This is a genomic window from Streptomyces sp. NPDC059832, assembly GCF_042731715.1.
Classification (GTDB): Bacteria; Actinomycetota; Actinomycetes; order Streptomycetales; family Streptomycetaceae; genus Streptomyces.
Map to the genome: position 1 here is coordinate 483,232 of NZ_JBHWIY010000004.1, position 22,890 is coordinate 506,121.

General features: G+C 70.5%; 22 protein-coding genes. 11 read left to right on the forward strand and 11 right to left on the reverse strand.

Features of this window, described 5'->3' with window-relative positions:
* The first annotated feature begins 1 nt into the window (after nt 1).
* From nadC to ACFV8T_RS10025, 7 genes are all read left to right on the forward strand, one after another.
* Nucleotides 2-1,045 carry a carboxylating nicotinate-nucleotide diphosphorylase gene (gene nadC / locus ACFV8T_RS09995; RefSeq protein WP_385326176.1) on the forward strand — a complete coding sequence of 348 codons (1,044 nt, stop codon included), beginning with the start codon at nt 2-4 and terminating at the stop codon, nt 1,043-1,045.
* Nucleotides 1,045-1,842, forward strand: a complete 798-nt coding sequence (locus ACFV8T_RS10000) for a type III pantothenate kinase (RefSeq protein ID WP_266417696.1) — start codon at nt 1,045-1,047, stop codon at nt 1,840-1,842. The genes nadC and ACFV8T_RS10000 overlap by 1 nt, the downstream gene beginning before the upstream one ends.
* Nucleotides 1,843-1,981: 139 nt before the next feature.
* Nucleotides 1,982-2,566 carry a hypothetical protein gene (locus ACFV8T_RS10005; RefSeq protein ID WP_385326259.1) on the forward strand — a complete coding sequence of 195 codons (585 nt, stop codon included), beginning with the start codon at nt 1,982-1,984 and terminating at the stop codon, nt 2,564-2,566.
* A gap of 48 nt (nt 2,567-2,614) precedes the next feature.
* On the forward strand, nt 2,615-2,794 hold the full coding sequence (locus ACFV8T_RS10010) for a hypothetical protein (protein WP_385326178.1): 180 nt from the start codon (nt 2,615-2,617) through the stop codon (nt 2,792-2,794).
* Between the two features lie 109 nt (nt 2,795-2,903).
* Nucleotides 2,904-3,428: a BlaI/MecI/CopY family transcriptional regulator gene (locus ACFV8T_RS10015; protein ID WP_385326180.1), complete on the forward strand. Its 525-nt coding sequence runs from the start codon at nt 2,904-2,906 to the stop codon at nt 3,426-3,428.
* 10 nt (nt 3,429-3,438) lie between these two features.
* Nucleotides 3,439-3,996 (forward strand): amino-acid N-acetyltransferase, encoded by a 558-nt coding sequence (locus tag ACFV8T_RS10020; RefSeq protein ID WP_385326261.1) that lies wholly within the window; start codon nt 3,439-3,441, stop codon nt 3,994-3,996.
* A gap of 157 nt (nt 3,997-4,153) precedes the next feature.
* On the forward strand, nt 4,154-4,489 hold the full coding sequence (locus ACFV8T_RS10025; RefSeq protein WP_266417706.1) for an Lsr2 family protein: 336 nt from the start codon (nt 4,154-4,156) through the stop codon (nt 4,487-4,489).
* On the opposite strand, the gene ACFV8T_RS10030 is transcribed toward ACFV8T_RS10025, so the two are convergent.
* Nucleotides 4,468-5,073 carry an SCO3374 family protein gene (locus tag ACFV8T_RS10030; protein ID WP_385326181.1) on the reverse strand — a complete coding sequence of 202 codons (606 nt, stop codon included), beginning with the start codon at nt 5,071-5,073 and terminating at the stop codon, nt 4,468-4,470. The genes ACFV8T_RS10025 and ACFV8T_RS10030 overlap by 22 nt on opposite strands.
* 428 nt (nt 5,074-5,501) lie before the next feature.
* Between ACFV8T_RS10030 and ACFV8T_RS10035 the strand changes: the two genes are divergently transcribed.
* On the forward strand, nt 5,502-8,030 hold the full coding sequence (locus ACFV8T_RS10035) for an ATP-dependent Clp protease ATP-binding subunit (protein ID WP_329820414.1): 2,529 nt from the start codon (nt 5,502-5,504) through the stop codon (nt 8,028-8,030).
* 84 nt (nt 8,031-8,114) lie between these two features.
* On the opposite strand, the gene ACFV8T_RS10040 is transcribed toward ACFV8T_RS10035, so the two are convergent.
* Entirely contained in the window at nt 8,115-11,336 is a 3,222-nt protein-coding gene (locus ACFV8T_RS10040) for an NACHT domain-containing protein (RefSeq protein WP_385326183.1), read from the reverse strand.
* A complete protein-coding gene (locus ACFV8T_RS10045) occupies nt 11,333-11,695 on the reverse strand; it encodes a trypco2 family protein (protein ID WP_385326185.1) in 363 nt (120 codons plus the stop codon). The genes ACFV8T_RS10040 and ACFV8T_RS10045 overlap by 4 nt, the downstream gene beginning before the upstream one ends.
* 465 nt (nt 11,696-12,160) lie before the next feature.
* Between ACFV8T_RS10045 and ACFV8T_RS10050 the strand changes: the two genes are divergently transcribed.
* The gene (locus ACFV8T_RS10050) at nt 12,161-12,871 is read left to right on the forward strand and encodes a M23 family metallopeptidase (RefSeq protein WP_385326187.1); all 711 of its coding nucleotides are present in this window, start codon (nt 12,161-12,163) and stop codon (nt 12,869-12,871) included.
* Between the two features lie 45 nt (nt 12,872-12,916).
* On the opposite strand, the gene ACFV8T_RS10055 is transcribed toward ACFV8T_RS10050, so the two are convergent.
* Nucleotides 12,917-13,501: a TetR/AcrR family transcriptional regulator gene (locus ACFV8T_RS10055; RefSeq protein ID WP_385326188.1), complete on the reverse strand. Its 585-nt coding sequence runs from the start codon at nt 13,499-13,501 to the stop codon at nt 12,917-12,919.
* Between the two features lie 128 nt (nt 13,502-13,629).
* On the opposite strand from ACFV8T_RS10055, the gene ACFV8T_RS10060 reads away from it, so the two are divergent.
* Nucleotides 13,630-15,201 carry an MDR family MFS transporter gene (locus ACFV8T_RS10060; protein ID WP_385326190.1) on the forward strand — a complete coding sequence of 524 codons (1,572 nt, stop codon included), beginning with the start codon at nt 13,630-13,632 and terminating at the stop codon, nt 15,199-15,201.
* A 91-nt stretch (nt 15,202-15,292) separates the two neighbouring features.
* Here ACFV8T_RS10060 and cseC read toward each other — a convergent pair whose 3' ends face one another.
* The 6 genes from cseC to ACFV8T_RS10090 form a co-directional block, all read right to left on the reverse strand.
* The gene (cseC, locus tag ACFV8T_RS10065) at nt 15,293-16,675 is read right to left on the reverse strand and encodes a two-component system sensor histidine kinase CseC (protein ID WP_385326191.1); all 1,383 of its coding nucleotides are present in this window, start codon (nt 16,673-16,675) and stop codon (nt 15,293-15,295) included.
* The gene (gene cseB / locus ACFV8T_RS10070) at nt 16,672-17,376 is read right to left on the reverse strand and encodes a two-component system response regulator CseB (protein WP_385326193.1); all 705 of its coding nucleotides are present in this window, start codon (nt 17,374-17,376) and stop codon (nt 16,672-16,674) included. The genes cseC and cseB overlap by 4 nt, the downstream gene beginning before the upstream one ends.
* A gap of 10 nt (nt 17,377-17,386) precedes the next feature.
* Nucleotides 17,387-18,121, reverse strand: a complete 735-nt coding sequence (locus tag ACFV8T_RS10075; RefSeq protein ID WP_385326195.1) for a hypothetical protein — start codon at nt 18,119-18,121, stop codon at nt 17,387-17,389.
* The gene (locus ACFV8T_RS10080) at nt 18,109-18,723 is read right to left on the reverse strand and encodes a SigE family RNA polymerase sigma factor (RefSeq protein WP_385326197.1); all 615 of its coding nucleotides are present in this window, start codon (nt 18,721-18,723) and stop codon (nt 18,109-18,111) included. The genes ACFV8T_RS10075 and ACFV8T_RS10080 overlap by 13 nt, the downstream gene beginning before the upstream one ends.
* Nucleotides 18,724-18,899: 176 nt before the next feature.
* Nucleotides 18,900-19,802 carry an A/G-specific adenine glycosylase gene (locus ACFV8T_RS10085; RefSeq protein WP_266417737.1) on the reverse strand — a complete coding sequence of 301 codons (903 nt, stop codon included), beginning with the start codon at nt 19,800-19,802 and terminating at the stop codon, nt 18,900-18,902.
* Between the two features lie 155 nt (nt 19,803-19,957).
* A complete protein-coding gene (locus tag ACFV8T_RS10090) occupies nt 19,958-20,605 on the reverse strand; it encodes a phosphatase PAP2 family protein (protein WP_385326198.1) in 648 nt (215 codons plus the stop codon).
* Between the two features lie 172 nt (nt 20,606-20,777).
* On the opposite strand from ACFV8T_RS10090, the gene ACFV8T_RS10095 reads away from it, so the two are divergent.
* A complete protein-coding gene (locus ACFV8T_RS10095; RefSeq protein WP_385326200.1) occupies nt 20,778-21,590 on the forward strand; it encodes a hypothetical protein in 813 nt (270 codons plus the stop codon).
* A gap of 157 nt (nt 21,591-21,747) precedes the next feature.
* Here ACFV8T_RS10095 and disA read toward each other — a convergent pair whose 3' ends face one another.
* Complete coding sequence (gene disA / locus ACFV8T_RS10100; protein WP_266731937.1) at nt 21,748-22,872, reverse strand: DNA integrity scanning diadenylate cyclase DisA; 1,125 nt, start codon at nt 22,870-22,872, stop codon at nt 21,748-21,750.
* Nucleotides 22,873-22,890: the final 18 nt, after the last annotated feature.

Here is a 22,890-nt window from a genome sequence, read left to right on the forward strand (position 1 = left end):
CGTGAGCACGCCCGAAGAGAATCCGCGCCCCACACCGGTGGACGTACCGCTGATCCAGATCGGCGCGCCCGCACCGTCCGCGGGTGGCTGCGGGGACGGCTGCGGCTGCGGCGGGGACGATTTCTACGAGGTCGACCCGCTGGAGTGCGGCCTCGACCCCGCCCTCGCCCAGCTCCTCGCCGACGCGGGCCTGGACCCGGTCCAGGTCGAGGACGTCGCGCACGTCGCCATCGAGGAGGACCTCGACGGCGGTGTGGACGTCACCACCGTCGCGACCGTCGCCGAGGACGCCGTGGCCACCGGTGACTTCACCGCCCGCGAGGCGGGTGTCGTGGCCGGTCTGCGCGTCGCCGAGGCCGTCCTGTCCATCGTCTGCACGGACGAGTTCGCGGTCGAGCGCCACGTCGAGGACGGCGACCGGGTCGCCCCCGGCCAGAAGCTGCTGACCGTCACCACCCGCACCCGCGACCTGCTCACCGGCGAGCGCAGCGCGCTCAACCTGCTGTGCCGGCTCTCCGGCATCGCGACCGCCACCCGCGCCTGGGCCGATGTGCTCGAAGGCACGAAGGCCAGGGTCCGCGACACCCGCAAGACCACCCCGGGCCTGCGCGCCATGGAGAAGTACGCGGTGCGCTGCGGCGGCGGCGTCAACCACCGCATGTCGCTGTCGGACGCGGCGCTGGTCAAGGACAACCACGTCATCGCGGCGGGCGGCGTGGCCGAGGCCTTCAAGCGGGTGCGGGACGAGTTCCCGGACGTACCGATCGAGGTCGAGGTCGACACCCTGCAGCAGGTCCGCGAGGTGCTCGACGCGGGCGCCGACCTGATCCTGCTGGACAACTTCACCCCGCTGCAGACGGCCGAGGCGGTCGCCCTGGTCGGCGGCCGCGCGGTCCTGGAGTCCTCCGGCCGGCTCTCCCTCGACACCGCCCGCGCCTACGCCGAGGCGGGCGTCGACTACCTGGCCGTCGGCGCGCTCACCCACTCCTCGCCGATCCTCGACATCGGCCTGGACTTCCGCGACACCGACGGGGCCGTCGTCTGATGCTGCTCACCATCGATGTCGGCAACACCCACACCGTCCTCGGCCTGTTCGACGGCGAGGAGATCGTCGAGCACTGGCGGATCTCCACCGACGCCCGCCGCACCGCCGACGAGCTCGCCGTGCTGCTCCAGGGCCTGATGGGCATGCACCCGCTGCTCGGCATGGAGCTGGGCGACGGCATCGAGGGCATCGCGATCTGCTCCACGGTCCCGGCCGTCCTGCACGAGCTGCGCGAGGTGACCCGCCGCTACTACGGCGACGTCCCCGCCGTCCTCGTCGAGCCGGGCATCAAGACCGGGGTGCCGATCCTGATGGACAACCCGAAGGAGGTCGGCGCGGACCGCATCATCAACGCGGTCGCCGCCGTCGACCTGTACGGCGGTCCGGCGATCGTCGTCGACTTCGGCACGGCCACCACCTTCGACGCGGTCTCCGCCAGGGGCGAGTACACCGGCGGTGTCATCGCCCCCGGCATCGAGATCTCGGTCGAGGCGCTCGGCGTCAAGGGCGCCCAGCTCCGCAAGATTGAGCTGGCCCGGCCGCGCAGCGTGATCGGCAAGAACACGGTCGAGGCGATGCAGTCGGGCATCATCTACGGCTTCGCCGGCCAGGTCGACGGCGTCGTCGCACGGATGAAGAAGGAGCTGGCGGCCGACCCCGAGGACGTCACCGTCATCGCGACGGGCGGCCTTGCGCCGATGGTGTTGGGCGAGTCCTCCGTCATCGACGAGCACGAGCCCTGGCTGACCCTCATCGGCCTGCGCCTGGTGTACGAGCGGAACGTGTCCCGGCTGTAGCGGACAGGCGGCGTACCTGCGGGAACGGCTCGCGGGGGGGCGGGGCCGCCGCCGCGCCGCCGACGGCCAGTTAAGCCGATTTTGTCCATTTAGCACGTATTGTCGCTCCATGCCCACGCCATACGGATCACGCGGCGGCATGGCGTTCAGCGCGGACGAGCTGCGTGTGCTCCGACGCGCCCTCGCCATCGCCCTTCACCCCATGCCCCTGCCGGACGAGGACGTCCAGGACTGCCTGCGGCTGGCCGGTGCCGTGGACGAGGCGGTCGGCGAGGCGGGACGGCTGCGCACGTTCCTCCTCGCCGACCTCGTCCGCTACCGCAACGCCCTCCCCGGCTCGGTCGGCGGCTACCTGGAGCTGCTCCAGGACGCCCTGGCGGGCGGGTACGACCCCGGCCCCGACGACCTCGCCGCGCTGCGCGCCCTGCGCCACAGGCCGGTGGCCGCGGCGCTCCTGGAGCGCTGTCAGGTGCTGGCGGAGCGGTCGGTACAGGCCCGCCTCGCCGGACGCGTCGCGTCGGCGAGGACTCCCGCGCCGCGCAGCCGGCTCCTGGCCCTGCCCGGCGGCCGGGCGGCCGACGCCGAACCCGAACGGCCCAAGGTCCCGGCGGTACCCGCCCGGCCCACCCGGCCGTCCGGGCGCCCCGCGCCGAAGCCCTCGGAGGTCTTCCCGCCCCGCCGTCGCCCGGCGCCGCCGCAGGAGGAGGAGCGCGCCGCGGGGTAGCGGAGGGGCGGCGCGGAAGTCCGTACCGGCCTCGCTACTCTGGACGCCATGGACTACGTATCCGCGCTCGTGCCCCCCGTGGTGATGGCCGCCTTCTTCATCGGCCTCGTCGTGACGATCGTCAAGAGCCAGGGCGGTCCCAACAAGGCCAAGGAGGACGCGGCCGTGGACCTGGCGATCGGCCGCGCCGAGTCGGTCCAGCAGACACCGCGGACCGGCGGCGCCTGACCCCGGCACTCCGCAGCACACGAAGGGCGCACGGTTCACCAGGAGCCGTGCGCCCTTTTGCTGCTCAAATAAACCGGTCATTCCAGGCATCTGGCACTAAAGTGACATTGTGCCCCGCCAATTGGGAGATCTGGAAGACGCCGTGATGACACGGGTCTGGCAATGGAACCGCCCGGTCACCGTGCGGGAAGTCCTTGAGGACCTTCAGCAGGAACGCTCCATCGCCTACACCACCGTCATGACGGTAATGGACAATCTCCATCAGAAGGGCTGGGTGCGCAGGGAAGTCGACGGCCGCGCATATAGATATACGGCGGTCTCGACCCGCGCCGCCTACTCGGCCGCACTGATGAACGAAGCCTGGTCGCGCAGTGACAACCCCGCGGCCGCTCTTGTCGCCTTCTTCGGCATGATGTCCGCCGAGCAGCGCGAGGCCCTCCAGGACGCCATGCGGATCGTTCTGCCCAACCTGTCCGGAGCCCCCGGGCCCACGCCCGGCGAACCGGCCGGAGCGGCGACGGGTGAACCGGCCGATGAACCGGCCGATGAACCGGGCGATGAAACGGCCGATGAACCAGCCGGAGAAGCGGCCGGAGATCCGGCCGATGGGGCGGGCCCGGGGGCCGGGCGATAGCGTCGGGGGTATGTCCTCAGAGCTTCCGCATGCCGATTCCCGTACCGAACCGTCGGTCATAAACACGGCCATCACAGTCCGACGTGCCAGGACCGGCGATGTGGCATCGGTCCGCCGTCTCCTCGACGGGTACGTACGCGAAGGCATCCTGCTGGACAAAGCGACCGTGACGCTTTACGAGGACATCCAGGAGTTCTGGATCGCGGAACGCGACGAGGACGCCCGTGTCATCGGCTGCGGCGCACTGCACGTGATGTGGGAAGACCTCGCCGAAGTGCGTACTCTCGCCGTCGATCACAGCATCAGGGGTGCCGGAGTCGGTCATCAAGTGCTGGACAAGTTGTTGCAGACCGCCCGCTGGCTGGGCGTGCGGCGGGTTTTCTGTCTCACCTTCGAAGTGGACTTCTTCGCGAAGCACGGCTTCGTGGAGATCGGAGAGACGCCGGTCGACGGAGATGTCTACAGCGAGCTGCTGCGTTCCTATGACGAGGGTGTAGCAGAGTTCCTGGGTCTCGAACGAGTGAAGCCGAACACCTTGGGCAACAGTCGGATGCTTCTGCATCTGTGACCGTCATCTGCGACCGCCACAAGAAGCCGGAACCCTATGTCCGAATCGCGCATGTTTCCCGTCTTCTCGTGATCCTGAACCTCTCCCGGGGGTTTGTGTTTTCCGGGGAAAAGCGGTTTCCTTTCCGCGTACTGCATTTTCGATGAAAGGGAATCCAGTGGCACAGAAGGTTCAGGTCCTTCTTGTCGATGACCTCGACGGCGGCGAGGCGGACGAGACGGTCACGTTCGCTCTCGATGGCAAGACGTACGAGATTGACCTCACGACGAGCAACGCGGACAAGCTCCGTGGTCTTCTTGAGCCGTACACCAAGGGTGGTCGGCGTACGGGTGGCCGCGCGTCGGCCGGCCGTGGCAAGGGCCGCGCCGTTACGGGTGGCAACAAGGACACCGCCGAGATCCGTAAGTGGGCCCGCGAGAACGGCCACAATGTGAATGACCGTGGCCGTGTTCCCGCGGAGATCCGCGAAGCTTACGAGAAGGCCAACGGCTGAGCCGTCGACCCGACGGTCGACGGCCCTGTCCGGGCCAGCATCAACCGGGCCCGGTGGCATTCCGTCGCCACCGCGTCCACCAGCCGTACGAGATCGGGAGCACCCCCACCCCTGCTCCCGAGGCCGGCGAGGGCCGGGAACTCCGACCCTTCCTCGTGTCGTGGCCCAGGGGGTCGCAGCCATGCGGCGGCCCCCGGCCGGCCCGCCATCCGTCCGGGCGGCACCGGCGCCGTGATCCGGCCGCCCGCACCGATGGCGGTCAGGGAGAGGGCGACACCTCCCCACTCCAGCCAGTCGAGCAGTCCGGGCAGCTCGTCGGCGCTTCCCACCGCCACCAGCAGGCTCATCCGCGCGCCCGACAGCGCCACGGGCCCGGTGCGGTCCAGCCGCCGCAGCGCCGCCTGACCGGCGGCCGAGGGAACCTGGAGCACGTCGAACCGCAGCCCGGTCAGCAGGCGCACCGGTGCGGTGCCCGCCGTCGCCCAGCCGAGTTCGCGTTCGTACCACTGCGCCCACCGGGCGCAGTCGCCGCTCTCCCGCCCGCCGGTGACCGACGGCACGGGACGCGGGACGGTGATGGCCATGCCGGAAGAACGGCCCGGAGACCCCTGGGGTTACGCAGAGTCCCCGAGTGGGCGCGCAATGTGTCCGGGATGGGTGCGTAGGGGCGCATTCGGGAGCGCCAATATGTTCGCCCGTAGCGGAGGGAACCGGCGTGCACCGCATGGACTGTCTGTAATTGCGGGTAAGACATCCCTAGTGGGGAGGGGCGACACGCAGGTTCGGGCATCTCACGTTCGCCATCGGCGTACTGGCGAAAGGGGTATCTGCCTGGCCTGCGGGAACATCGTCTCGCACCATCGGGTTGGAGAAGTTGTCAGCGTTCGGGGCAGGAGGCCAAGGACGGTGTCGGCAGTTGGAATGAGCGGTCCCCGCTTGCGGGACTAAGCTGCGGAAGGACAGGGAGGGGACCGACCCCTTACTGCCTGACCGCTCTGAGGAGCGATTAACGATGTTCGAGAGGTTCACCGACCGCGCGCGGCGGGTTGTCGTCCTGGCTCAGGAAGAAGCCCGGATGCTCAACCACAACTACATCGGCACCGAGCACATCCTCCTGGGCCTTATCCACGAGGGTGAGGGTGTCGCCGCTAAGGCCCTGGAGAGCCTCGGGATTTCGCTCGAGGCGGTCCGCCAGCAGGTGGAGGAGATCATCGGCCAGGGCCAGCAGGCCCCGTCCGGGCACATCCCCTTCACGCCCCGGGCCAAGAAGGTTCTGGAGCTCTCGCTCCGCGAGGCCCTTCAGCTCGGCCACAACTACATCGGCACCGAGCACATCCTGCTCGGCCTGATCCGCGAGGGCGAGGGCGTCGCCGCCCAGGTCCTCGTGAAGCTGGGCGCCGACCTGAACCGGGTGCGGCAGCAGGTCATCCAGCTGCTCTCCGGGTACTCGGGCAGCAAGGAGGCGGCGACCGCGGGCGGCCCCGCGGAAGGCACGCCCTCCACGTCCCTGGTGCTCGACCAGTTCGGCCGGAATCTCACCCAGGCCGCTCGCGAATCCAAGCTCGACCCGGTCATCGGGCGCGAGAAGGAGATCGAGCGGGTCATGCAGGTGCTGTCCCGCCGCACCAAGAACAACCCGGTTCTCATCGGCGAGCCCGGCGTCGGCAAGACGGCGGTCGTCGAGGGACTGGCGCAGGCCATCGTCAAGGGCGAGGTGCCCGAGACCCTCAAGGACAAGCACCTCTACACCCTCGACCTCGGCGCGCTGGTCGCCGGCTCCCGCTACCGCGGTGACTTCGAGGAGCGCCTGAAGAAGGTCCTCAAGGAGATCCGCACCCGCGGCGACATCATCCTGTTCATCGACGAGCTCCACACCCTCGTGGGTGCGGGTGCCGCCGAGGGCGCGATCGACGCCGCCAGCATCCTCAAGCCGATGCTGGCCCGCGGCGAGCTCCAGACCATCGGTGCCACCACGCTCGACGAGTACCGCAAGCACCTGGAGAAGGACGCCGCTCTTGAGCGCCGCTTCCAGCCCATCCAGGTCGCGGAGCCGTCGCTGCCGCACACCATCGAGATCCTCAAGGGTCTGCGCGACCGCTACGAGGCCCACCACCGCGTCTCCATCACGGACGAGGCACTGGTCCAGGCCGCGACGCTGGCCGACCGGTACATCTCGGACCGCTTCCTGCCGGACAAGGCGATCGACCTGATCGACGAGGCCGGTTCCCGGATGCGCATCCGCCGGATGACCGCGCCGCCGGACCTCCGCGAGTTCGACGAGAAGATCGCGGGCGTCCGCCGCGACAAGGAGTCGGCCATCGACTCCCAGGACTTCGAGAAGGCGGCTTCCCTCCGTGACAAGGAGAAGCAGCTGCTGGCGGCGAAGACCAAGCGCGAGAAGGAGTGGAAGGCCGGCGACATGGACGTCGTGGCCGAGGTCGACGGCGAGCTGATCGCCGAGGTCCTCGCCACCGCGACCGGCATCCCGGTCTTCAAGCTGACGGAGGAGGAGTCCTCCCGTCTGCTGCGCATGGAGGACGAGCTCCACAAGCGCGTCATCGGGCAGAAGGACGCCATCAAGGCCCTCTCGCAGGCGATCCGCCGTACGCGAGCCGGTCTGAAGGACCCGAAGCGCCCCGGTGGCTCGTTCATCTTCGCCGGCCCGTCCGGTGTCGGTAAGACAGAGCTCTCCAAGACGCTCGCCGAATTCCTCTTCGGCGACGAGGACGCGCTGATCGCCCTCGACATGTCGGAGTTCAGCGAGAAGCACACGGTTTCCCGCCTCTTCGGTTCTCCCCCCGGTTACGTGGGTTACGAAGAGGGCGGCCAGCTCACCGAGAAGGTGCGCCGCAAGCCGTTCTCCGTCGTCCTCTTCGACGAGGTCGAGAAGGCCCACCCCGATATCTTCAATTCCCTGCTCCAGATTCTGGAAGACGGTCGCCTGACCGACTCCCAGGGCCGGGTCGTGGACTTCAAGAACACGGTCATCATCATGACGACCAACCTCGGGACCCGGGACATCTCCAAGGGCTTCAACCTGGGCTTCGCCGCCCAGGGTGACGTCAAGACCGGCTACGAGCGGATGAAGAACAAGGTCAACGAAGAGCTCAAGCAGCACTTCCGCCCCGAGTTCCTCAACCGTGTCGACGACACGGTCGTCTTCCACCAGCTCACCGAGGAAGACATCATCCAGATCGTCGACCTCATGCTCGCCAAGGTGGACGAGCGCCTGAAGGACCGCGACATGGGCATCGAGCTGAGCTCGGAAGCCAAGTCGCTCCTGGCGAAGAAGGGCTACGACCCCGTGATGGGCGCCCGGCCGCTGCGCCGGACGATCCAGCGCGAGATCGAGGACATCCTCTCCGAGAAGATCCTCTTCGGTGAGCTGCGCCCCGGTCACATCGTGGTCGTCGGCACCGAGGGCGAGGGCGAGGAGAAGACCTTCACCTTCCGCGGCGAGGAGAAGTCGGCGCTGCCCGACGTCCCCCCGATCGAGCAGGCGGCAGGCGGCGCGGGCCCGAACATGTCGAAGGACGTGTGAGGACGCCCCCGAGCGCCTGAGCAGAAGCAGAAGGGGCTGCCCCGGACCGTGCGAACGGTCCGGGGCAGCCCCTTTGCCGAGGGGTCAGCGGGGTGGGTCGTCGCCCACGATCGTTGCGGGGCCGGCCGCCACCTCACAGTTGGGCATCGCCCGGATCGGGGAAATGTCGATGCGGTCGACATGCCTGGGCGAAACGATCGCCACCCGCTTCAGAGCGGGGAAGACCCGGGGGATCTGTTCCATTTCGAGCACATCGGTGTCGAGGTAGAGGTCCAGGCTGCCGAGGGAAGGCACGGGCTGTTCCCCGGCGAACTCCGTCGCGGACGACAGGGGCAGGGTGAGGTGGGTCACCTGCGGAGCCCGCCGGAGAGCGGCGAGCAGCGGTCGGACCGGGGTGCGGGTTCCCAGTCCGAGCCGGCGCAGGTTCGTCCAGCCGTCGAGCGAGTCCACCTCCAGCGAGGCTGCCTGCTCGATGGTCAGTGTGCTCAGCTCAGGGTGGGCGGGCAGCTGGGAGAGCCGTTCGGCCGTCAGGCGGCTGAGCCACAGGGAGTGCAGTGCTCCCGAAGCCGTGGCGGCCAGTGCACTGCCGGGGAGATGGCTCATGTCGAGCTCGACCGACTTCAGCGCGGGGAGCCCGGTGAGCGGGTCGAGGTCCCGTACGCCGGGACAGTCGCTCAGTGACAGGGACTTGAGCTGCTCGGCGCAGTCCGTCAGGAACGAGAGGTCGGTCAGGTAGGGGTTCCGCAGGAAGGCCAGTCCGGTCCATGGGCCGTCGCGCAGGGTGGCGTGGAGTTCGGCGGCGGTGAGGGCCCCGGCGATCTCCAGGTTCGTGGCGGACGGCAGGTCGCGCAGTGCTGCCAGCTTCTCCGGGGCGTCGATCTGCAGGGCGTCGTGCGTCAGATCGCAGATGGCAAGGACCTGCTGGGCGTATGCCCGTACCGGATACCTGTTCCAGTACGCCTCGAACAGGTGGCTGTGTGCCGGGTGGGCGAGTGCCCAGCGGCGGGCGTGCGGTACGGCCTCCGCTCCGCCGATTTCGCTGATCAGGTCGATGAACAGGTCGGCCTGCTCCCTGCCGGATACGTGGTCCGGGTCGGGCAGGAAGTCCAGAGCGGCCGGACCGAGCCGGGCGAGCAGCCGTACGTCCCCGCCGTCCTTCGGCGGGAACAGCGCCCCGACGGCCGTGCGGACCCTGTCCCGTGTCGTCTCGTCCAGCCAGGTCGCGTGCTGCGCGCAGAGCGCTGCCAGGACGACGACCTCGTCCCGGGTCACGGTGTCGGCGAGGCCGGGACGCGCGTCCAGCAGCCCGTTGACCAGTACCGGGTGTTCACGGCGGCCGCAGTGGCCGGCCGAGAGCAGGATGACGTCGTACCAGTGCTGTGCGCCCGCCCGGCCGAGCAGTTCGTTCAGCTGGTCGCCCTCGACGAACTCCTTCGCGGCGAGGAAGTCCTGGAAGGTGCGGTGGGCGAACTGGTAGACGTCGTCGGCACGCTCCTGGAGGACTCCGCTGCGGTTCAGCAGATGGGTCAGGATCTCTTCGGCCGAGCCCTGGCCGCGCAGCCGTTCCATGCCCGGCAGGGCGCGCTCCAGCTGATGCAGCGCCGCGGAGCGGTGGAGCTCCGACTGGCCGCCCCGCACCAGCCAGATCGCGATGCGCTGGAGGAGCTGGGCCTGTTCCGCCACGTTCATCGTGATGCCCTCGGGGGCCTCGATCCTGCGCTGCTTGTCGCGGTCGCCGAGCAGCATGGTGAGGGCCGAGTCGTACAGGCTCCAGCGGGTCTCCGGCAGGATGCCCTGGCGGCGTCGGTGCAGGGCGCAGATCACCGCGCAGAGCAGTGGCGTACGGGCCAGATCGCGCAGGGTCCGGTTCTGGGCGAACTGCTGGATCAGGTCCCGTTCCAGCCTGCCGAGCGTCTCGTGGTCCTCGTCGTCCAGCCGGGCGGCCCGGTGCCAGGCGGCGACGAAGGCCTCGATGTCCTCGTCCCGCATCGGCAGCAGCCGCAGCTCGTCGAAGTCCTGGGACATCAGCCAGCCCGGCTCGACGGCCAGCGGGCGCACGGTGGCCACACAGCGGATGTCCGGGTACCGGTCGAGGAGACGGGACAGCCACTGGTGCGCCTGCTCGCGGTCGTCGCGCGGGACCTCGTCCAGACCGTCGACCAGCAGCAGCGCCCGGCCCGACTCCAGCACCCGGCCGACCCAGCCCCCGGGGGCCTCGTCGATCACCAGCCGGGCCGCGTCGGGGAGCTGCGCGGGGGCGGGGAACGTGCCGCCCTGGGCGCGCAGGGTGCGCAGGGGTACGACGAACGGGACCAGGCTGTTGAGCGCGGCCAGCTCCGGGCCCAGCGTGCCGGCCGAGGCGTGCGCCGCCAGCCACCAGAGCAGCGTGGTCTTCCCGGCGCCCGCGTCGCCGCGCAGCAGGACCCGGGGGCGGTCCGGGAGCAGCGTGTCGATCCGCATGGGCGGCGGCCCCGCGCGCCCGGAGGTCTGCTGGGCCTCCAGGCTCAGGTAGGCGGTGTCCAGATCCCACTCGGAGTCGCGTCGGCCCAGCTCGTCGAGGCCGAAGATCTTCGTACGGCGGTACGCGGCCCCGAGCGCCGCCGCGTACTCCTCCTCGTACCGCGCGTCCCCGGGGAAGCGGCCGTGGACCTGCTCGTGGCGCAGCGCCGTGCCGGTCTGGCGGTAGACGAGCTCGAACGGCTGCGAGGCGATGAGCGGGGCGAGCGGTACGCACTCCACGCGCCGGCCGCCGCGCTGCCGGGGGATCTGCCGGGCGATGCCGATGAGGACGTTCCCGGCGAAGACCGGTCCGCCGGACATGCCGCGCAGCGACGGGGGCTCCGAGTCGTTTCCCGGGGGCGGCGGGCCGTCCAGCTCGCAGACCAGCAGTCCGCGCAGGTGTCCGGCCATCGGCAGGGCGGTGGCCGTGTACTGGTCGGCCTCCAGATGCCGCTCGGGGCCGTACCGCTGGATGTCGGGGAAGCCGGTGATCTCGCATCCGGAGACCGCCTGCTCGGAGTGGAGGACGCCGAGCCGCACCGCGGAGACGGGGAGCACCGGGTCGGCGGTCAGCAGGAGGGCGGCGTCGAGGTCGTGGTCGACCCAGGCGACCGTTGCCGTCGCGTGGTCCGCCCGCCCGGGGTGGGCGACGGTGGCCCGGCTGCCGCCCCGGACCACATGGGCACAGGTCAGCACGAGCCGGTCGGTGAGCAGGGCGCCGCTGCCCTGGACGGTTCCGGCGCCGAGGACGACGACCGTGCGCGCCGCGGGCGCGGTGGGCGGCGCGGTGGGCGGCGCGGTGGTCACGGCCGTGCCGCCCCACCGCCGAAGTGGGCGGTGCTGCCCTGGTCCCCGTGGCCGATCTGCCAGGGCCCGCCGGTCGCGACGTCGCGCGGTTTCAGGGTGAACGCGACCTTGTGCGTGCGGCCGGTCGCGCGGGAGGCGTCGGCGCCCGCCTCGACCACCCAGGCCTTGACCTTGCCGCCGCCCTTGATCTCCTTGCGGAGTTCGAGGGTGAACTCCATCTGGATGTCGCCGACCTCGAAGGCCACGGGGCGGCCGGTGGCGCGGCCCGCGGCGTCGATGAGCTGGTTGCGGATCGACTCGACGGCATCGGCGAGTTCGATGCCGTCCATGTCGCTGGTGGCTGCGGCGTCACTGGCCATGGCATGTCCCCCGGAGTCGGCCTGGTCGTCGGGTCAGCCTAAGGGCTGTCCCGCGCACAGGCCGATGGTCCCGAAACGGACAGCCTTCGGGCCCGCCGGCGGTGACAAGGCGCACAGCCCGTTCCGGGCCTACTAGGCGCGGTAGGGGAGGGTGCCGTGATCGGCGCGGGGACCTTCGGCCCTGCGGTGGAGGGGGCTTTCGATGCCGGACACCCAGGGGCCCGGATCGCCAGGATCTGTCCGATTCGAGCGGTTTGGAGCTGGGGTTAAACCTGGCCGGAAACAAGAGTTTCGACGGGTTCGGGCGCGCGTCGCGCGAAACCTGCTGCGGCGAATTCCCGGGGATCCGGATACGGCTTTTGTTCGTAGATGGGGTGTTTGAGCAATGGCCGGGGTGCGGGTTACCAAGGAATGGCCAGCCCGGCCGGAGCGCCGGGTCCAGTCATCTCCGGAGGTTCTCCGCTTATGTCGAAGCGCGTTTCGTTCCAGCACTCCCGCCGCCCGTCCCTGTCCCGTGTCCGTGGCGCCGTCGTGGCAGCCGGCCTGGGGACGTCGATGGTTCTCGGTGCGGGCGCTGCGTTCGCGGCCGGCTCGGCGGGCACCCCGGATTCCGTGAACCTGGTCAACACCGGCGCGGCCGAATCGGTCGCCGAGCAGGCGGCCGTGCAGGGCAAGGTCGCCGAGAAGGCCGCGGCCAAGAAGGCGGCGGCGGTCAAGAAGGCGGCCGCGGCGAAGAAGGCCGCCCTGAAGAAGGCCCACGGCTGGGAGGCCCCGGTGAGCCGCTACGAGCTGAGCGCGAGCTTCGGCAACGACGGCAGCCGCTGGGCGCACAAGCACTCCGGCCAGGACTTCGCCGTGCCGGTCGGCACCAAGGTCGAGGCCGCGCACACCGGCACCGTCGTGAAGGCCGGCCCCAACGGCGGCGGCGACGGACCCGCGTACGGCAACGCCGTCGTGATCAAGCACGCCAACGGCACGTACTCGCAGTACGCCCACCTGTCGAAGATCGAAGTGCGCATCGGCGAGACCGTGAAGACGGGCGAAAAGATCGCGCTCTCCGGCAACACCGGCAACTCCAGCGGCCCGCACCTGCACTTCGAGATCCGGCACACCGCCGACTACGGCTCCGCAGTCAACCCGGTCAGCTTCCTGCACAAGGAGGGTGTGCGCGTCTGATCCGGACGCCCCCTGCCCGCGTTGCCCCGCGGACCCTTGCCCGCGTTACTCCGCGGACTCCTGGCCATGTGCCCGGGTGACCAGTTCGAAGGCGACTTCGAGGACGGCCTTGCGCTTCTCCTCGGGGTCGCCTTCGAGGTCCTTGAGGGCGAACAGGCCCGCGTGCGTCGCGAAGAGCGCGGTGGAGCAGCGCACCTGGTCGGTCAGTGACGCGCCGGGTTCCTGGATCAGGGCGAACAGGGCGACGACGCGTTGCTTGATCGTCACCCCGATGCTCAGGTCCCGTACGGCCGCCTGGTTCTCCTGCATGAAGCGGAACAGCGGGGCGGCGCCGATCAGGGCCTCGCTGTAGCGGCTGAGGATCTCCTTCTTCGTCTCCAGGGTGCGCGGCTGTTCCTTGCCCCAGGCGAGCAGCTCCTCGACCGGACGGTTGAGGTCCTCGAAGATGCTGACCAGGATGTCTTCCTTGGTCTTGAAGTGGTAGTACAGCGCGGCCTTGGTGACATCCAGCCGCTCGGAGATCTCGCGGAGCGAGGTCTTCTCGTAGCCCTGTTCGGCGAAGAGCTCCAGGGCGACGTCCTGAATGCGCTGGCGCGTGTTGCCACGGCGCTGGTGCGGCGTGCTCCCCATGAAGCTCTCCCTAAAAAAACTTACTTGACGCCCGGCTAGTTGGGGGTCTACTTTCCCCAGTGTAGTTACTAGCCGGGCGGCAAGTAAGTGTCCGGCCCGCACAGGGGATCACAGGGGAGTGGGGATCGATGTCCGATCTGAAGAAGGCGGCGGGCGGGACGGCGGCAGTCGTCGACCGCCCGGCCGGGAAACCCGAGACGCAGCAGCGCAGCGTCCGGGTGGTGATGCTCGCCCTGATGATCACGATGCTGCTCGCCATGCTGGACAACCTGATCGTCGGCACGGCCATGCCGACCATCGTCGGTGACCTCGGCGGCCTGGAGCACCTGTCCTGGGTCGTCACCGCGTACACCCTGGCCACCGCCGCCTCCACCCCCATCTGGGGCAAGCTCGGTGACATGTACGGGCGCAAGGGCATCTTCCTCACGTCCATCGTGATCTTCCTGATCGGCTCGGTGCTGAGCGGTATGGCCCAGGACATGGGCCAGCTGATCGGCTTCCGGGCGGTCCAGGGGCTCGGCGCGGGCGGCCTGATGGTCGGCGTCATGGCGATCATCGGCGACCTTGTCCCGCCCCGTGAGCGCGGCAAGTACCAGGGCATGATGGCCGGGGTCATGGCCATCGCCATGATCGGCGGACCGCTGGTCGGCGGCACCATCACCGACCACCTCGGCTGGCGCTGGAGCTTCTACATAAACCTGCCGCTGGGCGCGGTCGCCCTCGCCATGGTCACCATCGTGCTGCACCTGCCGAAGCGGAAGGCGGCCCAGGCCAAGGTCGACTACCTCGGCGCCGGGCTGCTGACCCTCGGCATCACCTCGATCGTGCTGGTGACCACCTGGGGCGGTACGGAGTACGACTGGAACTCCGCCGTGATCATGGAGCTCATCGCGATCGGTGTCGCCTCGCTCGTCGGCTTCCTCTTCGTCGAGACGAAGGCAGCAGAACCGATCATTCCGTTGCACATCTTCCGCAACCGCAACTTCACCCTGATGTCCGTCGTCGGCTTCATGGCGGGCTTCGTGATGTTCGGCGCGGTGCTCTTCCTGCCGCTGTACCAGCAGTCCGTCCAGGGCGCCTCGGCGACCAACTCGGGTCTGCTGCTCCTGCCGATGCTGCTGGCGATGATGGTCGTCTCGCTGATCGCCGGACGGGTCACCACCAGCACCGGCAAGTACAAGATCTTCCCCGTGGTGGGCTCCGCGCTGATGGTGACCGGTCTCTTCCTGCTCTCCCGGATGGACGTCGACACCACGCGGTTCACCTCCGGCGTCTACATGGCGGTGCTCGGCGCGGGCATGGGCTTCCTGATGCAGATCACGATGCTCGTCGCGCAGAACAGCGTGGAGATGAAGGACATGGGCGTCGCCTCCTCGGCGACGACCCTCTTCCGTACGCTCGGCAGCTCCTTCGGTGTCGCGATCATGGGCGCGCTGTTCACCGGGCGGGTGCAGGACGAGATGATGGCCCGCGGCGGCGGGGCGGCCACCGCGAAGTCCGCGCAGCTGGACGCGGCGAGCCTGGCGAAGCTGCCGGCGGCGGCCCGCGAGGCCTACCAGTTCGCGGTGTCCTCCGGCACGCACATCGCGTTCCTCGTGGGCGCCTCGGTCGGCCTGATCGCCCTGGTCGCCTCGGTCTTCGTCAAGGAGGTACCGCTGCGCGGAGCGGGCCCGGTCACCAAGCAGGCCGAGGCCGTCTGACCCTGCGCGGTGTACGAGGAGGCTCCCGGGGCGCGCGCCCCGGGAGCCTCCCGTCGTATCCGGCCCCCGGAGGCCGGCCGCCGTGTCCGGCTCAGCCGTCGGACCGCCCGCGGCCCGACTTCGTGCTCTGCGCCTCGTCGCCGTCCGGGCCCCGCTGCTCGGACACCTGGAGCATCGGGAAGCTGCCGGTGTTCGTCGGCGCGTGCTCGGGCAGCCACAGCACGGCGATGGCGCCGCCTGTGCCCTGCGCCGCCCCTTCCGGCGCCGCGTTGCGGAAGGTCAGCCGGGCTCCGAGGACCCGCGCCTGACCGGCCGCGATCGTCAGCCCGAGACCGTGCCCGCGCCCGGCCCGGTCGCTGCTTCCGGTACGGAACCGGCTCGGCCCCTCGCGCAGCAGCGCCGCTGGGAACCCGGAACCGTGATCGCGGATCCGGACCACCCGGCCCTCGACCGTGACCTCCACCGGAGTGGCGCCGTGCTTGGCGGCGTTGCCCAGCAGATTGCCGAGGATGCGCTCCAGCCGGCGCGGATCGGTGCTGACCCAGGACTCGTGCACGACCCGCACCCGCACGTCCGGGTCCAGCAGCGCGATCCGCCGGCTGACGAACTCGCCCAGCGCGACCTCCTGGAGCTCGGCCCGCTCCGACGCGCTGTCCAGCCGGGCCACCTCCAGCACGTCCTCGACGAGCGTGCGCATCGCCTGCGCCCGGTCCCGTACCAGCTCGGTGGGGCGGCCGGGCGGCAGCAGCTCGGCCGCCGTCAGCAGCCCGGTCACCGGCGTACGCAGCTCGTGAGCGATGTCCGCGGTGACCCGGCGCTCCGCCTCGATCCGCGCGTTCAACGCGTCCGTCAGCGCGTCCACCGCACCGGCCAGCTCATCGGTCTCGTCCTGGACGACACCGCCGACGGCCTCCCTGACCCGTTCATCCGTGTTGCCCTGCGCGACCCTGCCCGCCGCGGCCGCCGCCTTGCGCAGCCGGCGCGACAGCTGCCCGCCGATCAGCACACCCAGCGCACAGCCGCCGAACACCACCGAGACCGAGCCGATGATCAGCGCCCGGTCGAGATCGCGCATGATCGTGGAGCTGCGGCCCGCGAACCGGGTGTGCAGCGAGAGCACGTCGCCGTGGCCGACCGGCACCGCCGCCCACACGTCGGGCACCCCCGTGGCGGACTCCTCGACGTGGGTGGCGCGCCGGTTCCTGGCGGTCTCCGCGCGCAGGCTGCGGGGCATGGTCGGGTCGTTGAGCTTGGCGCCGAACCGGGGGTCGGCCTTCTTCGTCTTCGTCGCCTCGTACAGCAGCTGCGCGTACGTCAGCCGCTCCAGCTGGACCTCGCGGGCGTTCTCCAGCATCGAGACCCGGGCCGCGTTGTGGACGACGAAGCTGAGCGCGACCGCGGTCAGCGCGCCGACCGCGGCAATCGCGATGCTGATCTTCCAGCGGACTCCCGTCCGCAGGGCCGGCCGCTTCATGGCCTGAGTTTGTAGCCGAAGCCGCGGACCGTCTCGATCCGGTCCTGGCCGATCTTGGTGCGCAGCCGCTGCACATGGACATCCACGACCCGGGTGTCACCGCCCCATCCGTAGTCCCAGACCCGCTCCAGGAGCTTGTCGCGGGAGAGCACCGTGCCGGGCGCCGCGGAGAACTCCAGCAGCAGCCGCATCTCGGTCGGGGTCAGCGCCACCTGTTCGCCGCTCCGGTGGACCGCCATGCCCTCGGTGTCGACCTCCAGATCGCCGAAGACCAGCACCCCGCCGACGGGCTGCGGCTCCGGCTCCCCGTTGCCCGGCTGACCGCCCGAGGCATGGCCGAAACGGCGCAGCACGGCACGGATCCGGGCGACCAGGACGGCCCCGTCGAAGGGCTTGGTGACGTAGTCGTCCGCGCCGGCCTCCAGGCCGAGCACCACATCGATCGAGTCCGCGCGGGCGGACAGCATGATCACGGGCACCGTCGACTCGTCGCGGATGCGACGGCAGAGGCTGACCCCGTCGAGCCCCGGCACCATCACGTCCAGCAGGGCGATGTCGGGGCGGTCGGCCCGGAAGGCGTCGAGGCCCGACATGCCGTCGGGCATGGCGGTGACCACGAAGCCGGCGCGCTCCAGCGCCAGCTGGGTGGCCTCGCGGATGACGTCGTCGTCCTCGACGAACAGGACGTGGGTCTCGGCCATCAGGCTGCTCTCAGTTCCCCGCCGGTTCGGCGGCCCCCGGAAGAGCCGCTCCGCCGCTGCCGACGGCTCGGTTGAAGTCGTTGTGCACCCGGTCGTGCTCGTTGAAGCGGCTGCCCGCCCAGCGGTAGGTGATCACTTCCTCGCCGGAGGGGTACGCGACCGAGTCCTTCTTCTCGTACACCTGGGTCGTCACCACCAGATCACCGCGGTCGATGGTGCCGTAGACCGCGGGCTGCTCGATGGCGAACACGTTCTCGTACCCGCCGTTGGTCCGCGGGCGGTACACATAGGTGCCGACGCCCACCGAATCGCCGCAGGTCATCACGTTCACCACGACATCGGCCGAGGGACCGCCGGTCATGGTGCCGTACGAGGTGTCCACCGGGTACTCGGAGCCGGTGCAGGGCCTCAGATCCGTTCTGACCCGCTCGCTGACCTTCGGGTCGTGCTTGAGCAGGGTCACGGGATCGATCCGCGAGGAGGGTTTCGCGGAGGAGGATGGCTCGTCGCTGGGGGTGACCTGGGCGACGGGCTGGGTGCCGGCCGGGCCCTCGTCCCGGGTGCCGGTGCCGCCGGTCGAGCAGCCGACAGTGAGCAGCCCGAAGGCGGCGAGCCCGACCAGGGTCGTGGCGCTCGCCGCCCAGCCGGTCAGTACCCGGCCACGTCTGATGGTGGCCGCGCGGCCACCGTCGTCTCTTTCACCGCCACGGTCGTCCCCGTCGCCGCTGGCTGTCAGGCCGCGCAACGCTCCCGCCCCCGTTCGTCCGTATGCCTGCCCACCTGCGCCCGCGCACGTACCGGAGCGCGGTCGGCCGCCGGACCCCGCTCCTCGCGGATCCGGGCCTCCCTGCTCGCCGCCTCACGGCTCTCCAGCTCCTGGCGCAGCCGTGCCAGCGCACGGTGCAGCGTGCTCTTCACCGTACCGGCAGACATGCCGAGCGCCGCAGCCGTCTCCTCCGTACTCATCTGCTCCCAGTGTCGCAGCACGACGACGCTGCGCTGCTTGGGAGCCAGTACGCCCAGCACATCCATCAGCAGGGCGCGGTCGGCGCGCTGCTCGGTGCCGTCCTCGACGCTCGCGTCGGGAAGCTGCTCGGTGGGGACCTCGTCCAGCTTGCGGGCCCGCCACCACTCGGTACGGGTGTTGATCATGACGCGGCGCAGATAGGCGTCGGCCAGGGACTTGTCGGCGATGCCGTCCCAGCGGCCGTACGTACGGACCAGCGCGGTCTGGAGCAGGTCCTGTGCGTCCACAGGGTCCGGGACCAGCCGCCGCGCGCTGCGCAGCAGCGCGTCCTGCCGAGTGCGTACGTACTCTTCGAATTCGAGCACCTCGCCATGCGCCATTCCAACCGCCTCCGTCCCCGTGGATCCCCGTAGTACCGCCGTCAGCCATCGATCGGTCGGGCTGATGTCGAAGACGCTACGGAGCTGTTGTCACGGGGTTGTGCGGAGCAGCCATACGCCGACGCACGGCTGTCCATCGGTTGTGTAACAGCGGGGGAGCGGAGCGGGCGAGGAGCTCAGCTCAGCGGCAGCCGGTACTGCCCCCCGGCCAGCGGTTCGACCAGGCCGTCGGCGACCAGGCCGTCCAACGCGCGGGCACGTTGCACCGGTTCGTCCCACACCGCGTCCAGCGCCGACTGTGGCACCGGCGTCATGGCCTCGCGCAACACGGCGAGCAGCCGTCCGCGGACCTGCCGGTCGGTGCCGGCGTAGGTCTGACCACGCCGCGGGGGCCCCTGGTGGGCGGGCTTCCCGGCCAGCCGCCAGGCGCACTGCCCGGCGATCGGGCACCTGGTGCAGTCCTCGTTCTTCGCGGTGCAGACGAGGGCCCCGAGCTCCATCGTCGCGGCGGCCCAGCGGGCGGCCCGCTCGTCCTCCTCGGGGAGCAGCGCTCGGGCGAGCTTGCGCTCGGCGGCGGTGGTCGCGTTCGGCGGGTACTGGATCCCGGTCGCGGCCCGTGCGAACACCCGGCGGACGTTCGTGTCGAGCACGGCATGCCGCTGCCCGTACGCGAACGAGGCCACGGCCGCCGCGGTGTACTCGCCGATCCCGGGCAGGGCGAGCAGCTGGCCGTGCTCGCTCGGTACGTCGCCGCCGTGCCGCTCCGTTATGGCCTGCGCGGCTCCGTGCAGGCGGAGCGCCCGGCGGGGATAGCCGAGCCGGCCCCAGGCGCGGACCGCCTCGCCGGGCGGTTCGGCGGCCAGGTCGGCGGGACGGGGCCAGCGGGCGAGCCACTGCTCGTACACCGGGAGGACCCGGTTCACGGGGGTCTGCTGCAGCATGAACTCGCTCACCATCACGCCCCAGGCGCCCGCTTCGGGGCGGCGCCAGGGCAGATCGCGGGCGTGCTGGTCGAACCACCCGATCACGGGGGAATGGAGGGAGGTGGGGGGCGTCTGTGTCGCAGTCATGGCAGTCATCGCACCGCCGATCCTGGCACGGAAGGGCGGACGACGGTTCCGCGTACGGTGGTGTTGCTCCTCCTGAGGGCCCTTGGGGTGATAATGCCACCCGTCCGCGCCCCGGCGGTCCGGCAACCGGCCCAAGCGGGCCCGGCCGGGTTCGGCCGGAGCCGTCAGCGCCGCTTGGCCCGATGCCGGGAGCGGCCGGCCGGGGCCTCGCCCGGCCCCGACGCCCAGGCCGCCACCGGCGCCCGGCTGCTCCGCACCGTCCGGGCGAGCGACTGTGCCGGGCGGCGCAGCACGGCGACCACCACGGCCGAGACCACGGCGCCCAGCAGCAGCCCGACCGCCACGTCATGCGGATAGTGCACGCCGACGAAGACCCGGGAGAAGGCCATCAGCAGAGCCATCGGCACCGTGAGCCAGGCCAGCCGGGGCCGGGCGAGCGCCAGAGCGACCGCCGCCGCACCGGCAATCGCGGAGTGGTTGCTGGGGAACGACCAGTCGCCGGTCGGCGGGCAGGTCACCAGCGAGGCCGCGGCGCCGACGACCGCTCTGCACGGGCGCTCCTCGTCCACCACCGACTTGAGCACCTCGCTGGCCACATAGCCGAAGGCCGTCGCGACGGGCGCGAGCACCGCAAGCGCCAGGGCGCCGTCGCCCTGGTTCCGGGCACGCCACCACCCGGTGATGAACAGGGCACCGAAGACCAGGAGCCCGAGCTCCGTCCATATCTCGGCCAGATGCTGCACCCATGACGGCATGTCATGTGCGAAGTCGGTGATGTCCCGGTAGAGCGGGGCCGTAACTGAACTATCCATGTGACAGAGGGTAGTCAATGAAACCGGGAGTTCATCCGGGCGATGCCCGGAGGCCAACTCGGCGGTGGTACGGGGCCGGAACGGGCCGTCCGTGATGATGATCCGTAAAACTTGAGACCCAGGGCGGCGGGTGGGGCGGGAGTTGGTGCCGATCTCTCGTACAGTTTGAGCCGTGGGATCTTTGCGTAATCCGATCGGTCCGCTTCCCTCCACCATCTACTGGCGACGGAGGGCCGTAGCGGCGACGCTCGTTGCGCTGCTCGCGCTGCTGATCGTATGGGTCGTCACCTCGGGCGGGGACAAGGAGAGCAAGGACGACTCCCGGCCCGCCGGGTCGGGCCCCGCACACGAGATCACGCCGGGCCCCGGAGGATCGGGCCCGGCCATCACCCAACAGCCCGGCGGACGCGACGAGTCGGGCGACTCGGGCGGTGACGGCGGTGGCGGTGACGGCGGCGGTACGGGCGCGGGCGACGCCACGGGCGGCGGCGGTACGGACGCCGGCGGCGGTACGGACACCGGAGCCGGCGGCGCGAGCGGTGGCGGTACGGCCGGCCGGCAGGTCCCGGCCTCCTCCCCGCTCCCCGACTGCACTTCCGCGGCACTGCGGTTGAGCCTGAGCACCGAGCTCAACTACAGCCCCGGCGAGAAGCCGAAGTTCAAGCTGGTCGTCAAGAACACCTCGGCCACCACCTGCAAGGCCGACCTCGGGCCGAAGAGCGCGGTGCTCACCATCACCGAGGCCGGCGGCGACGACAGCCAGGTGTGGTCCTCCAAGGACTGCCCGCGCGACGCGGGCGTTCTGCTGCTGAGGGTTCCGGCGGGCGAGACCGTCGTCCACACCGTGGAGTGGGACCGCAGGAAGAGCTCCCCGCAGTGCGCGACGCCGCCCGCGGGGACGGCGGGGCCCGGTACGTATCTGGTCGAGGCGAAGGCGCCGGGCGAGCCGGTGCAGCGCGCCTCGTTCGTCCTCGCGAAGGACTGACGTCCTCGCGAAGGACTGACGTCCTCGCGAAGGGCCGAGCGCGCGAGCGCCGGGGCGGGCCCGGAGAAACGGCGGGGCCCGGTCTCCCGGGCCCCGATCGTCCTGCGCGCCGCGGCGCGTACCGGCTCTGCGCGTACCGGCTCTGCACGAACCGGCTCTACACGTACCGTTCGAGGATCGACGACTCGGCCAGCCGTGACAGGCCCTCGCGCACGCTGCGCGCCCGCGCCTCGCCGACGCCGTCCACCGTCTGGAGGTCGTCCACGCTGGCGGCGAGCAGCTTCTGCAGACCGCCGAAGTGCTCCACCAGCCGGTCGATGATCGCCCCGGGCAGCCGCGGTACCTTCGCCAGCAGCCGGAAGCCGCGCGGCGAGACCGCCGAGTCCAGCGTCTCGGGCGAGCCGCTGTAGCCCAGGGCCCGTGCCACGACCGCGAGTTCGAGCAGTTCGGTGTGGGAGAGCGCGTCGAGCTCGGTCAGCGCCTCGGCGACCGTACGGGACCGCTTCGCGGTCGGCTCCGGCACATAGTCGCGCACGACCAGCTCGCGCTCCGGCTCGACGCCCGCGATCAACTCGTCGAGCTGGAGGGAGAGAAGCCGGCCGTCGGTGCCCAGCTCGACCACGTACTCCGCGATCTCGGTCGCGATCCGGCGGACCATCTCCAGCCGCTGTGCGACGGCCGTGACATCCCGGACCGTCACCAGGTCCTCGATCTCCAGCGCGGAGAGCGTGCCCGCGACCTCGTCGAGCCGGAGCTTGTACCGCTCCAGGGTGGCGAGTGCCTGATTGGCGCGGGAGAGGATCGCGGCGGACTCCTCCAGGACCCGGCGCTCCCCGTCCACGTAGAGCGCGATCAGGCGCATCGACTGCGAGACCGAGACGACCGGGAAGTTGCACTGCTTGGAGACCCGGTCCGCCGTGCGGTGGCGGGTGCCGGTCTCCTCGGTGGGGATGGAGGCATCCGGCACCAGCTGCACGCCGGCGCGCAGGATCTTGGTCATGTCCTTGTCGAGGATCAGCGCGCCGTCGAGCTTGGCCAGCTCACGCAGGCGCGTCGCGGTGAACTCCACGTCCAGCACGAATCCGCCGGTGCACATCGACTCGACGGTCTTGTCCATGCCGAGCACGATCAGCCCGCCGGTGTTGCCACGGAGGATGCGCTCCAGGCCGTCCCGCAGCGCCATTCCGGGCGCCACGGCGCTCAGCGAGGCGCGCATCAGCGCCTCATTACCGGTGCCTTGGCCGGACTTTCCGGGCGATGCTGCCCGGTCGTTGGCTGCCACTGCACTCCTCCGGTCACA

Coding starts and splice junctions, on each gene's coding strand:
- ACFV8T_RS10000 (WP_266417696.1), top strand. CDS start 1,045: ATGCTGCTCACCATCGATGTCGGCAACACCCACACCGTCCTCGGCCTG.
- ACFV8T_RS10005 (WP_385326259.1), top strand. CDS start 1,982: ATGGCGTTCAGCGCGGACGAGCTGCGTGTGCTCCGACGCGCCCTCGCC.
- ACFV8T_RS10010 (WP_385326178.1), top strand. CDS start 2,615: ATGGACTACGTATCCGCGCTCGTGCCCCCCGTGGTGATGGCCGCCTTC.
- ACFV8T_RS10020 (WP_385326261.1), top strand. CDS start 3,439: ATGTCCTCAGAGCTTCCGCATGCCGATTCCCGTACCGAACCGTCGGTC.
- ACFV8T_RS10030 (WP_385326181.1), bottom strand. CDS start 5,073: ATGGCCATCACCGTCCCGCGTCCCGTGCCGTCGGTCACCGGCGGGCGG.
- ACFV8T_RS10035 (WP_329820414.1), top strand. CDS start 5,502: ATGTTCGAGAGGTTCACCGACCGCGCGCGGCGGGTTGTCGTCCTGGCT.
- ACFV8T_RS10045 (WP_385326185.1), bottom strand. CDS start 11,695: ATGGCCAGTGACGCCGCAGCCACCAGCGACATGGACGGCATCGAACTC.
- ACFV8T_RS10050 (WP_385326187.1), top strand. CDS start 12,161: ATGTCGAAGCGCGTTTCGTTCCAGCACTCCCGCCGCCCGTCCCTGTCC.
- ACFV8T_RS10055 (WP_385326188.1), bottom strand. CDS start 13,501: ATGGGGAGCACGCCGCACCAGCGCCGTGGCAACACGCGCCAGCGCATT.
- ACFV8T_RS10060 (WP_385326190.1), top strand. CDS start 13,630: ATGTCCGATCTGAAGAAGGCGGCGGGCGGGACGGCGGCAGTCGTCGAC.
- cseC (WP_385326191.1), bottom strand. CDS start 16,675: ATGAAGCGGCCGGCCCTGCGGACGGGAGTCCGCTGGAAGATCAGCATC.
- cseB (WP_385326193.1), bottom strand. CDS start 17,376: ATGGCCGAGACCCACGTCCTGTTCGTCGAGGACGACGACGTCATCCGC.
- ACFV8T_RS10080 (WP_385326197.1), bottom strand. CDS start 18,723: ATGGCGCATGGCGAGGTGCTCGAATTCGAAGAGTACGTACGCACTCGG.
- ACFV8T_RS10085 (WP_266417737.1), bottom strand. CDS start 19,802: ATGACTGCCATGACTGCGACACAGACGCCCCCCACCTCCCTCCATTCC.
- ACFV8T_RS10090 (WP_385326198.1), bottom strand. CDS start 20,605: ATGGATAGTTCAGTTACGGCCCCGCTCTACCGGGACATCACCGACTTC.